This is a genomic window from Aeromonas encheleia (genome assembly GCF_900637545.1).
Taxonomy (GTDB): Bacteria; Pseudomonadota; Gammaproteobacteria; order Enterobacterales; family Aeromonadaceae; genus Aeromonas; species Aeromonas encheleia.
Map to the genome: position 1 here is coordinate 1786437 of NZ_LR134376.1, position 12595 is coordinate 1799031.

General features: G+C 65.4%; 8 protein-coding genes. All 8 read left to right on the top strand.

What is annotated here, in order from left to right; translation table 11 throughout:
• Nucleotides 1-4: 4 nt before the first annotated feature.
• Complete coding sequence (gene icmH / locus EL255_RS08435) at nucleotides 5-784, top strand: type IVB secretion system protein IcmH/DotU (protein WP_042653493.1); 780 nt, start codon at nucleotides 5-7, stop codon at nucleotides 782-784.
• A gap of 20 nt (nucleotides 785-804) precedes the next feature.
• Nucleotides 805-3432: a type VI secretion system ATPase TssH gene (tssH, locus tag EL255_RS08440; RefSeq protein ID WP_042653494.1), complete on the top strand. Its 2628-nt coding sequence runs from the start codon at nucleotides 805-807 to the stop codon at nucleotides 3430-3432.
• A 2-nt stretch (nucleotides 3433-3434) separates the two neighbouring features.
• Nucleotides 3435-4973, top strand: coding sequence for a sigma-54 interaction domain-containing protein (locus EL255_RS08445; RefSeq protein WP_042653495.1), 1539 nt, complete (start codon nucleotides 3435-3437; stop codon nucleotides 4971-4973).
• Entirely contained in the window at nucleotides 4973-5578 is a 606-nt protein-coding gene (gene vasI / locus EL255_RS08450) for a type VI secretion system-associated protein VasI (protein WP_042653496.1), read from the top strand. The genes EL255_RS08445 and vasI overlap by 1 nt, the downstream gene beginning before the upstream one ends.
• Nucleotides 5579-5586: 8 nt before the next feature.
• A complete protein-coding gene (gene tssA / locus EL255_RS08455; protein ID WP_042653752.1) occupies nucleotides 5587-7008 on the top strand; it encodes a type VI secretion system protein TssA in 1422 nt (473 codons plus the stop codon).
• 30 nt (nucleotides 7009-7038) lie between these two features.
• On the top strand, nucleotides 7039-10536 hold the full coding sequence (gene tssM / locus EL255_RS08460) for a type VI secretion system membrane subunit TssM (RefSeq protein ID WP_042653497.1): 3498 nt from the start codon (nucleotides 7039-7041) through the stop codon (nucleotides 10534-10536).
• A gap of 44 nt (nucleotides 10537-10580) precedes the next feature.
• Nucleotides 10581-12008 (top strand): VasL domain-containing protein, encoded by a 1428-nt coding sequence (locus EL255_RS08465; RefSeq protein WP_042653498.1) that lies wholly within the window; start codon nucleotides 10581-10583, stop codon nucleotides 12006-12008.
• A gap of 297 nt (nucleotides 12009-12305) precedes the next feature.
• Nucleotides 12306-12593, top strand: a complete 288-nt coding sequence (locus EL255_RS08470) for a type VI secretion system PAAR protein (RefSeq protein ID WP_042653499.1) — start codon at nucleotides 12306-12308, stop codon at nucleotides 12591-12593.
• Nucleotides 12594-12595: the final 2 nt, after the last annotated feature.

The window sequence follows — 12595 nt, forward strand, 5'->3', positions numbered from 1 at the left end:
AGAGATGACCACGGACATTATCAAGAACGAGCAACTCAGCGATCTGCTGTTCGATCATGCCGAGCAGCTGGACATGGATTCGGACTATTGGTTCCGCTTGCGCGGCCAGAGCATCAACCCCATGATCGATGCGGTGACCCCCTTGCTGGGGCTGGTGCAGCGGGTACGGCTGCTCTCCCGCCACGATCGGGTGCCCGAGCTCTACCAGCGGGTGGTGACCGAGATCCAGGCCATAGAGCAGGAGCTGATGGCCCAGGGTTACGAGAACGGAGTGGTGCTCTCGTTTCGCTACATACTGTGCACCTTCATCGACGAGGCCGTGATGGGCCGCGACTGGGGCAGCCAGAGTGAATGGTCAGAGCACTCCCTGCTGACCCGTTTCCACAACGAGACCTGGGGCGGGGAGAAGGTGTTCGTGCTGCTGGCCCGCCTGCAGGAAGACCCGGTGCGTTATCGCGACATCCTGGAGTTCATCTATCTGTGCCTCTGCCTCGGCTTCGAGGGGCGCTACAAGGTGATGAGCCAGGGCCAGGGTGAATTCGAGCGCATCGTCAAGCAGTTGCACAAGCAGCTCTCCCCCGAGGCGAGCGGGGAGGCACCCAGCGTGTTTCACCTGGACCTTGGCCGTCAGGCCTCCCGCTACCAACTGCGCAAGCAGATATCCCTGCGCAGCCTGTTCATGGGCGGCGCCATGATCCTGGCCATCATCTTTGGCCTCTATCACCACCAACTCAATAACCAGACCCAGGACGTGCTGCGTCAACTGGGCGAATTATTAAAATAACTGTCTGAGGAGAGCACGCCTTGATTCGTATAGAGCTACCGGTACTGGTGGAAAGACTGAACCCCATCTGTCGTCACATGCTGGAGGAGGCTGCGGCCCTCTGCGTCAACCATCAGGGGGCCGAGATCCGCATCGAGCACCTGCTGCTGAAGATGCTGGATACTCCCTTGTCCGATGTGCGCCAGATCCTCAAGCGGGCCGAGGTGGAGGTCGAGGAGCTCAAGACCTTGCTGCAACCCTCCCATGCCGACAGCGGCTATGGCCAGGGTTATCCCTCCTTCTCGCCGCTGCTGGTGGAGTGGCTGCAAGACAGCTGGCTGCTGGCCTCCGCCGAGCTGCAACATGCCCAGCTGCGCAGCGGCGTCATGCTGCTGGTGCTGCTGATGACCCCCCAGCGTTACCTGCCAGGTTCGGTGACCCGGCTGCTGGCCAACGTCAACCGCGAGCTGCTGCGCCAGCAGTTCGATGAGTGGGTGAAAGAGTCTGCCGAGACCCAGGTGACCGTCTCCGCCGGTGGCACCGCCAGCCAGGGCGCCCTGCCGGCCGATGCCAGCCTGCTGGCCCGTTTCACCGTCAACGTGACCGAGCAGGCCCGCCAGGGCAGCCTGGATCCGGTGCTGTGCCGGGATCACGAGATCGATCTGATGATCGACATCCTCTCCCGCCGTCGCAAGAACAACCCCATCGTCGTGGGAGAGGCCGGGGTCGGCAAGAGCGCCCTCATCGAGGGGTTGGCGCTGCGCATAGTGGCGGATCAGGTGCCCGAGAAGCTGCGAAGCGTCGAGCTGATGACGCTCGACCTTGGCGCCATGCAGGCCGGCGCCTCGGTCAAGGGGGAGTTCGAGAAACGCTTCAAGGGGGTGATGCAGGAGGTGAAAGACGCGGTGCGTCCGGTCATCCTGTTCATCGACGAGGCCCACACCCTGATCGGGGCCGGCAATCAGGCCGGCGGGCTGGATGTCTCCAACCTGATCAAACCCGCCCTGGCCCGGGGTGAACTGCGCACCATAGCCGCCACCACCTGGGGCGAGTACAAGAAATACGTGGAGAAAGACGCCGCCCTCTCGCGCCGCTTCCAGCTGGTGAAGGTGGGTGAGCCCTCGGCCTCTGAGGCGACCGTGATCCTGCGCGGCCTGCGCAGCATCTATGAGAAGGCCCACGGGGTGCTGATCGACGAGGAGGCGCTGCAGGCCGCCGCCCAACTCTCCGCCCGTTACATCTCCGGCCGGCAGCTGCCGGACAAGGCGATCGACGTGCTCGATACCGCCTGTGCCCGGGTCGCCATCAACCTGACCACGCCGCCGCGCGCCGTCAGCCATTTGCAAAACGAGCTGCGCCAGCGTGAGCTGGAGATCCGCCAGCTGGAGCGCCAGAGCCTGATCGGCCTGGGTGACAACGTCGAGCGGCTGGCCGAGCTGCAGGCCGCCCAGCAGCGCTGCCGCGAGACCCTGCGCGAGCAGGAATCCCAGTGGCAGCAACAGCAGGGGCTGGTACAGCAGATCGTCGAGCTGCGCGCCGCCCTGCTGGCCGAAGAACAGGGCGAGGCGCTGGACCTTGCCGATGCGCCGCTGGATCCCCAGGCCGCCGCCGACAAATTGGCTGGGCTCGAGCGCGAGCTGGCCGCCCTGCAACAGGGGGCCGTGCTGGTCTCGGCCCACGTCGACAAGACCCAGGTCGCGGCGGTGATCGCCGAGTGGACCGGGGTGCCCCTCAATCGCATCTCCCAGGGGGAGCTCGACGTGGTGACCCGGCTGCCGGAGTACCTCGGCTCCCTCATCAAGGGGCAGGATGTGGCGGTGGCCCACCTGCACAAGCACCTGCTGACCGCCCGCGCCGACTTGCGCCGCCCGGGTCGCCCCCTTGGCGCCTTCCTGTTGGTGGGGCCGAGCGGGGTCGGCAAGACCGAAACCGTGTTGCAGATTGCGGAGCTGATGTTCGGCGGGCGCCAGTACCTCACCACCATCAACATGTCCGAGTATCAGGAGAAGCACACCGTCTCCCGCCTGATCGGGTCTCCTCCCGGCTATGTCGGCTTCGGTGAAGGTGGCGTGCTGACCGAGGCCATTCGTCAGAAGCCCTACTCAGTGGTGCTGCTGGACGAGGTGGAGAAGGCCCACCCGGACGTGCTGAACCTCTTCTATCAGGCGTTCGACAAGGGCGAGCTGGCGGACGGGGAAGGGCGCCTCATCGACTGCAAGAACGTTGTGTTCTTCCTCACCTCCAACCTCGGCTTCCAGACCATAGTCGATCATGCGCAGCAGCCAGAGGCGCTGCTCGATGCGCTTTATCCCGAGCTGGCCGCCTTCTTCAAGCCGGCGCTGCTGGCGCGGATGGAGGTGATCCCCTATCTGCCGCTCGGCCACGACAGCCTGATCGAGATCGTGGGAGGCAAGCTCGACCGGCTGGTCAAGCTGCTCAAGGAGCGTTTCGGTGCCGAGGTGGTGCTGGAAGACGAGGTGGCCGAGGAGATACTGCGCCGCGCCAATCGCAGCGAGAACGGGGCTCGCATGCTGGAATCCGTCATCGACGGGGCCCTGCTGCCACCGGTATCGCTGCAGTTGCTGCAACGGCTGGCCGTCGGTGAGCCCATCAGCCGGGTGCGATTCAGCGTGGCCGAACAGCAGTTCGTGGCCGAGGTGGAGGGCTGAACATGGAACAAGCCCTCGCCTTCGCCCTCGCACTGACGCAGCAGCGCGACGAGCCGCACCTGTGCCACTGGTGGGCCTCGACCCTGCACGCCAGCTTCCAGCCCAAGGGGCTCCTGCTCGGCCTGCTGGATGTGAGCGGCCGCCAGCTGGAGTGTCAGGGCTGGGTCAAGGGGCAGGCCGTGTCGCTGGCGCTGGCGGTGGATGATTTCTCCCACCCGCTGGCCTATGTGCTGCACAAGGCCCAGTCCCGTACCTGGGACTCCCTCCATGGCGGGGCGCGCATCGAGCACGCCGCCTTTCGCGCACTGCTGGCCAACCTCGGCCAGCAGTGCGGCCTGCACGCCTTCCCCCTCAACGATGGCAATGGCAAGCCGTTCGCCGTGCTGGCCATGATGGACGATGCCGAGCGGCTGCAGGAGTGGGTGACCCGTCCCGAGCTGGCCCAGTTGTCCCAGGTGTTTTGCAACCAGCTCACCCTCATCCGCGATCTGGGCCGCAGTCGCCGGGATCAGAGCGTGCTGCGCGACTCCCTGCGTCAGATGAAGGGGGAGGGGCAGATCAAGCGCCAATACGAGAAGCTGCTGGCCGATCAGCTGATCGGTCAGTCGGCGGTGATCCGCGGGTTGCGCGAACAGATAAGCCTGGCGGGTCAGCACAAGCTGACCGTGCTTATCCAGGGGGAGACCGGCAGTGGCAAGGAGGTGGTCGCCCGGCTGGTGCATCAATGCTCAGATCGTGCCGGCAAACCCTTCGTCGCCATCAACTGCGCCGCCATCCCGGAGAACCTGATCGAGAGCGAGTTGTTCGGTTATCAGAAGGGGGCCTTCTCCGGCGCCTTGTCCAACAAGGCCGGGCTGGTGGCCCAGGCCAACGGCGGCACCCTGTTTTTGGATGAGGTGGGCGACATGCCCGCCGCCATGCAGGCCAAGCTGCTGCGGGTGCTCGAGACCCGCAGCTACCGGCCGCTCGGCGCCGAGCAGGAGAGCCACTCCGATTTTCGCCTCATCGCCGCGACCCATCAGCCCCTCAGTCGTCACGTGGAGGAGGGCCAGTTCCGGGCCGATCTCTATCACCGGCTCTGCCAGTGCCTGCTGCTGATCGCCCCCCTGCGCGAGCACATGGATGACGTGCCCATGCTGTGCCAGCACTTCATGGCCCAGTTTGCCGAGCAGGATGGCAAGGCGCTCGGCGGCTTGCATCGCAAGTTCCTGAAGCAGCTGCAGAGCTATGACTTCCCCGGCAACGTGCGCGAGCTGCGCAACCTCTTGGAGGTGGCCTGCGCCCACACCCGCCACGGCGAGGAGGTGCTGCTGGAGGCGTTGCCCCCCGAGCTCAGGGAGCGGGTCTCCGTCGAGCTGCCGGGCTATCTCGACGACTACAACCATATCCGGGATCTGCGCCGCGCCATGCAGCAGTACGAGGCCTCGGTCATCGAGGCCAGGCTGCGCCATTTCCAGGGTAACCGCATGTTGGTGGCCGAGAGTCTGAACATTCCCAAGCGCACCCTGGATCACAAGTGCCAGAAACTGGAGGTGAACTGATGAGCGTCCTCGGCCTCTTGCCGCTGCTGCTGGCCGTCGGCAGTGCGGCGCCGCAGCCGGACATGAGCGGTTGGCAGCAGTGCCGGCGCGAGCCATCCCCGCTGATCCGGCTGGCCTGCTACGACGCCCTCGGCGGCGCTGCCGACTCGATGCCGGACGGCGGGGTAGCCAAGTCTGCCGCCTGGCAGGGGATCTGGGATCAGGAGCTGGCCCGCACTCCCGAAAGCCCGCCCTTCCTGCTGCAAAGCGATCCCGCTCGTGGCAGCGAGACCCTGACCCGCCCGGCCCTGCGCGGGGCGACGCTGGCCATAGGTTGTGTCGACAGCATCACCCACATCCGGCTGCGGCTGGATGCGCCCTGGGTCGGAGAGGGGGTGCAGCTTGAGCTCGACGGCTCGCCCAGTAACAGCGCCCAGAGCTGGTTCATCCGGGATCGGGGGCTGCTGCTGGAATACGGCCGCGGCCTGCCGGCCATCGAGGAGCTCAAGCGCTGGCTCGGCCATCGCGAGCTGCAGGTGCGGGCCGACAACGGCGCCCTGCTGCGGGTCGACTTGAGCGGCCTGAAAGAGGCGCTGGCCCCGCTGCGTCAGCAGTGTCGCTGGTAGGGGGCGCCATGAGCTATCGACACCCCTGGTGTGCCCGCCTGCTGAGCAGCCTGCCGGATGAACAGATAAGAGGCGCCGTGCTGGCCGATGAGCCGCGCTGGGACTATGTGGAGACCGAGCTGGTCAAGCTGGGCTCCCTGGCCCACAGCCAGGTGGATCTCAACGCGGTGGCTGAGGCCTGCCTCGGCCTGCTGGAGAGCCGTACCAAGGACATGCGGGTGCTGGCCCAGCTGCTGCGCTGCCTGCAACACCCGGCCAAGGCGACCCCCATGGGGGCCGCGCTCAGCCTGCTGGAGGCCTGGGTCAGCGCCTATTGGCTCTTGGCCTGGCCCGGTAACGGGAGCCAGAAACAGCGGCTGATGGTGCAGATCGTCAAGCGTTTCGAGGGCGCCCTGCCGCGGGTGAGCGAGGGTGCCTCGGCGGCCGAGCTGGCCCAGCTGCTGGCCCAGGCCGAGCAGCTGGAAGCCTGCTGGCTGGCCCAGTGCCCGGACAAGGGCGAGCTGCTCGATCCTCTGCTGATGGGGCTGAAGCGGGCCCAGCGCCAGCAGGTGGCCCAGGCGCAGGCCGATCGGGGCGAGCCCTCTGGTGCGGCGAGCGCTCATGCCAACCAGGTTGCTGCGAGTGGCGCCATGGTGCTCAGTGGCGGCGCCAAGAGCGTTGGCATCGAGCTCGACAGCTCCAACGACAGGGCCTGGCGACAGACCCAGCTCAAGGTGGCACAACTGCTGATCGAGCGGCAGCCGGAGGCGGCGGTGGGCTATCGCCTGCGTCGCCACGCCATCTGGGCCGGGATCACCACACCCCCCATGAGCGGCCCGGGCCATAAAACCCAGCTGGCACCCATGTCGGTGGACATGGTGGACGAATACCGCGCCGCCATGGCCGCCCCGGATCTGGCGCTCTGGCAGCGGATCGAGCAGAGCCTGACCCTGGCGCCCTACTGGTTCGAGGGGCATCGCCTCTCGGCCCAGGTGGCGGACAAGCTCGGGTTTGGCGCGCCGGCCCAGGCCATCGCCCAGGAGCTCGAGAGCTTCTTGCAGCGGCTGCCTGCCCTGCGGGAGCTCGGTTTCAGCGATGGCAGCCCCTTTCTCACCCCGGAGTGCGGCCGCTGGCTGCAACCCGCCAGGGGCGGGGCGGCGGGCGAGGGGGCGTCCAGCCTGGCAGAAGAGATAGCCTTGCGGCACGGGGAGCAGGGGGTGGCCGCGGCCCTGGCCCTGCTGGATGAACGGATGGCGCAGTTGAAAGAGCCAAGAGCCCGCTTCCATGCCCAGTTGGTGCAGGCGGAGCTGTTGGCGCAGGAAGGCATGAATTCGCTGGCTCGCCAGCACTATCAACACTTGTGGCAAGAGGCCAGTCGCCTTGGATTGGCGCAATGGGAACCTGGATTGGTCAGCCGTCTGGAACACCAGGCGGCCCCGCTGTCGAAATGAGTCATTGAGTCGGAGTTGAATCACAATCTTATGTTCAAGACCATCTTTACCTTTCTGCGGCAACAGCTGCCGAAATTGAAACCCTCCTGGCCCCTGCTCGGCGCGGTGCTCTGGGTCGTCGCCCTGATCCTGGTGTGGTGGCTCGGCCCCCGCCTCGAGATCCGGGAGGCCAAGCCGCTCGAGCCGCTGTGGGGGCGGGTGGTATTCACCCTGCTGTGGCTCTGGCTGCTGCTGGGCATCCTCTCCTGGCGCATGTGGCGCAAGATGCAGCAGCTCAAGGCCGAGCGCCAGCACGAGGTCGTGCTGGAGCAGGATCCGGTGAAGGGGCTGCTCGATCGGCAGGCGCTGTTCCTCGGCCGCTGGTTGCAGGCACTCAACGAACACCTGGGCAAGGGGGCGCTCTACGCCATGCCCTGGTACCTGGTGCTGGGGCTGCCCGGCAGCGGCAAGAGCAGCCTGATCCACCGCGCCAACCCGGCCAACAAGCTCAACCCCAGGCTCGACACTGAGCTGCGGGACGTGGCGCAGGATCAGCTGATCGACTGCTGGCTGGGGGAACAGGCGGTGATGCTGGATCCCGCCGGTGAGCTGCTGTCCCAATCCGAACCCGAGCTGGACCCGCTGGCGCGCAAGCACGAGCGGCTCTGGCTGCACCTGCTCAACTGGCTCAGTGAACACCGTCGCCGTCAGCCTCTCAACGGCCTGGTGCTGACCGTGGATCTGGCCTGGCTCTCCCACGCCAGCGTGGCCGAGCGCAAGGCCTATGCCCAGCTGATGCGCTCCCGCCTGCAGGAGGTGTCGGCCACCATGAACACCCGCTTGCCGCTCTATGTCACCTTCACCAAGCTGGATCTGCTGCGTGGTTTCGATGTGGTGTATGAGCAGCTCGACAAGGAGGCCCGCGAGGCCGTGCTGGGGGTGACCTTTAACCCAACCGACGGCCAGGGCGACAGCTGGCAGCAGGAGCTGGCTCTGTTCTGGGATCAGTGGGTCGACAACCTCAACCAGAACCTGCCCGAGCTGATGCTGGCCAGGCTGGATGCCGCCCAGCGCAACGCGCTGTTCTCCTTCGTGCGCCAGCTGGCGGGGCTGAAGGACTATGTGACCAGCCTGCTCGACGAAACCCTGGCCATCGAGGAGAGCAAGCCGCTGCTGGTGCGCGGCGTCTACATCAGCTCCGTCTACCAGCAGGGGGTGCCGTTCGATGCGTTCGCCCAGGCGGCCTCCCGCCGCTACAACCTGCCGGAGCCCATTTACTCGGCCCTGCGCGGGGAGTCCAACACCTATTTCGTGCGCAAGCTGTTCTCCTCCATCATCTTCCCCGAGGCCCATCTGGCCGGGGAGAACCGGCTGCATACCCTCTACCGCCGCCGTCGCATGGCCATCGGCCTTGGGTGCCTGTCGCTGTTCTCGGCGCTCCTCATCGGTGGTTGGCACCATTTCTATCGGGTCAACGAAGAGGCCGGTCGCAACGTGCTGACCAAGGCGCAGGCCTTCACCCAGACCAACGAGCTGGCCGATGAGCACGCCTTCGGGGTGAGCCAGTTGCCACGGTTGAACCTGATTCGCGAGGCGACCCTCTCCTTTGGCAACTACCGCGAGCGTACCCCGCTGGTGGCGGATCTCGGCCTCTATCAGGGAGACGAAATCGGCCCCTATGTGGAAGGCTCCTACCTGCAACTGCTGAGCCTGCGCTTCCTGCCCGCCCAGATGCAGGGGCTGCTGGAGGATCTCGAGCAGGCGCCGGCCGGCAGCGAGGAGAAGCTCTCCATCCTGCGGGTGATGCGGATGCTGGACGATGCCTCGGGTCGCAACAAGGATCTGGTGGAGCAGTACATGGCGAGCCGCTGGCAGCAGGCCTTCCCGGGTCAGGGGGCGGTGCAGGAGCAGTTGATGGGTCACCTCGACTATGCCCTCGATCACACCGACTGGTACGGCGCCCGGGGGGCGCGGGATCAGGCCGCCATCACCGCCTTCGTGCCGTTCAAGGAGCCGGTCTATGGCGCCCAGCGCGAGCTTGGCAAGTTGCCCATGTATCAGCGGGTCTACCAGAACCTGGTGGTGAAGGCGAGCGATGTGTTGCCGCCGGATCTCAACGTGCGCGACGAGGTGGGGCCGACCTTCGACACCGTCTTCACCCTGCGCAGTGAGAATGCCGGCCAGGTGCCGCGTCTGCTCACCTACCCCGGGTTCAGCGACTTCTTCCTCAAGCAAGACAAGGCGCTGATCGACTTGACCGCCATGGATGCCTGGGTGCTGGGCCAGCGCAAGCTGAGTCAGCTGAGCGAGGCCGACCGCAAGGAGATCACCCGTCAGGTCAACGAGCGTTATGTCACCGATTACGTCAACCAGTGGCAAAAACTGCTCACCAACCTGGACGTGCAACCCCTCGAGAGCCCGGAGCAGGCGCTGGACGTGCTGACCGCCATCACCGGCAACGATCAGCCGTTCCAGCGGGTGCTGGCGGCGCTCGATGACAACACCCGGATCCGCAAGCTCTCCGACGTGGAAGGGGATCCGGCCCAGGCCATCACAGCCCGCATCGGGCGTCCCTTCCTGGCCACCAATGCCGCCCTCGGCGGGCGTGGCGAGCAGGGCCCGCTCATCCAGGAGGTCAACCAGAAGCTGGTGGAGTTGCAGCACTACCTGGAGCTCATCGTCAACGCCACCGAGCCGGGTCAGTCGGCGCTCAAGGCGGTCCAGCTGCGGCTGACCAACAAGTATGCCGATCCTGTGTTCGCCCTGCAGCAGTACGCCCGTGGCCTGCCGGCCCCGCTGGACCGCTGGGTGGGGCAGCTCTCCGATCAGAGTTCGCGGCTGGTGATCGATCTCGCCATGTCGTCCCTCAATCAGGAGTGGCAGGACAAGGTGCTGACGCCGTTCAACAGCCAGCTGGCCGGTCGCTATCCGTTCGAGCCCGGCTCCGCCAAGGATGTGCCCCTGTCCGAGATGGAACGCTTCTTCGCCCCGAACGGCACCCTGGACAGCTTCTATCAGCTCAATCTCAAACCCATGGTGGAGAGCGGTCTGATGGAAGGGGAGTTCAGCTCGCCGATGCAGGCCGAGCTGGTGAAGCAGCTCGACCGCGCGGCGCGCATCCGCCAGATCTTCTTCAGCCAGCAGGGCAACCTGGAGGTGCAGTTCGCCCTCGAGCCCATCGAGCTCACCGCCAACAAGCGGCGCAGCGTACTGAACCTGGACGGCCAGCTGCTGGAATACGCCCACGGTCGGCGCACCAAGATCCCGCTGGTGTGGCCCAACACCATGCGTGACGGAGCCGAGAGCAAGATCACCCTGGTGCCGGCTGCCCGGGAGCGCTCACCGCGCAGCGAAGGCTTCGTCGGACCCTGGGCTATGTTCCGGCTGATGGACAAGGGCGAGCTGACCCAGGTCAACGAGGCCACCTTCGATGTGCGCTTCCCGGTGGATCAGGGGGCCATGACCTATCGCGTCTACACCGACAGCGCGCAGAACCCCTTCACCGGCGGCCTGTTCAGCCAGTTCAGATTGCCTGAATCCCTTTATTGATGATGTCGGGGGCACCTTGTGCCCCCGCAGTGTTGGAAGCCCATATGTCAAATAACCAGCAAGGCCAGCAGGCGCTGAAAGTGGGGCGCGACCCCAGGATGTTGCCGGAGTACGAGGCGCTGCGCAGCGAGATCAACAAGCTCAGCCACGCCTCCCGTCCCGAGGTGGACTGGTCCAAGATCCATCAGCTCGCGAGCCTTATCTTCGAGAAACACGGGGTGGATCTGCAGACCGCCATCTACTTCACCCTGGCGCGATCCCGTCTGCAGGGGTTGAGCGGCTTCACCGAAGGCTGCGAGTTTCTGGCCAACCTGATCGTGACCCAGTGGGAGAGCTTCTGGCCGCCGGTGCACCAGGAGCGGGCCCGCATCGAGATGCTGGACTGGTTCATCGCCCGCATCAGCGACGTGATCCGCCAGTACCAGATAAGCCATGAGGACAAGCGCCTGGTCTACCGCTGTGAGCGGGCGCTGCAGCTCATCAGCGAGAAACTGCACAACGCGGGCTTGAGCCGCATCCCCCGGGTCGAGAACCTGGTGCACTTCATCGAGGGTTACACCCACCTGTTCGATGAGGCCGAGATCGTCATCGTCTCCGATGAGCCGGGTCTCAAGGAGGAGCTGCAGATCCCGCCCATGGTGTTCTTCAAGTCCGACATGGATCAAGACGGCGCCGCCTCTGCTTCGGCCACGCCGCATCTGCCCCAGGGCAGCATACTGATCGGTCGCGAGAAGGGGCAGGTCAAACCGACAGTGCTCAAGATTGAGCAACACCGCAGGCAGCGTCCCGCCTGGTTCTGGTTTGGCTGCGGCCTGCTCAGCTGCGCCCTGCCGGCGATGGCCTGGCTCGGCTGGCAACATCAGCAGCAGGAGAAAACGCTGGCCGCCCAGCGCCTGCAGCAACCGGCCGCCGAGCTGCCACGGGCGCTCAGCTATGACGATATCCGCCAGGCCCGCATCGTGCTGGGGGAGCAGACCCTGCAGGGGATGGAGAGCGAGCTGGTGGCGCGCTATCAGAGCCAGCTTGCCCGGCTGGAACAGACCTCGCCGCTCTACTGGTATCGCTATGGGGAGGGGTTGCGCAGCTCGCTGCAGATGCTCTATCCCGATTCACTGGCGGTCAAGGCGCTGGACAAGCAGTGGCAGACGGCGTTGGCCAGTCAGCAGGGAGATGCCATCGGCGTGCCGACCTATCTGGATGCCCGCGCCGGGGTGGATGCCCTGCTCGAACAGTTGCTGGAGCTGGAGCGTCAGCGCAAGACGGTCACCATCTCCTACCTGAAATCCCAGCTCTATGAGGTGCAGAAGAACCTGATGCAGGGCATCCCGTTCAGCCTGCGTTTGAGCGAGCTGGAGGCGAGAAAGGCGGCGCAGGAGCCCATCACGGCGGCGGATCTGAAGGGGTTGGAGAGCGATCTGAAGGCGCTCAACATCCGCCTCTACCAGCTGCAGCAAGGCGATGGCGGCAGCTGATCATGCTGTCTTGAGCAATGGGTTGCGCAATGTATGGCGGGATTGACTATATGGGCAAGGTTTTGCCATATCCTCACGCTGTCTCGTGCAACCTGTTGCAGCAGTCTTCGCCGCTGGCATGGTGCCATCTCATAAGATGCTGATCTAAAACAATATTGCTGGTTAATTTGCATTGGCACAGAGGCTGCTGGGCTGCTACCCCAAAGTGTATTCAGGCCCATGCTCGCGACGGTGAGCGGCAGGCATGGCGGGACTGTCTCTCGAGACGCCGACCCCTTGCCCACACGGAGAATTCAGATGTGTCCCACTATTGCATTGCTCGGTGACATCGGCACCGACCACGAGGGGTTCCACCCCTCTCCGGTGATTGCCGCGAGCCCGAATGTCTTCCTCGACGGCAAGCCGGTGGCCCGTCAGGGCGACCCGCTGGCACCCCACGACAAACCCAACAATCCTCCCCATCCGCGCAGCATCTCGGGTGGCGTTGGCTCAGTGCTGGTGAACGGCAAGCCCATCGCGGTGACCGGTACCGCCATCGGTTGCGGCGGCGTGGTGATTGGTTCGGGCAGTGGACAGGCAGGATAAGG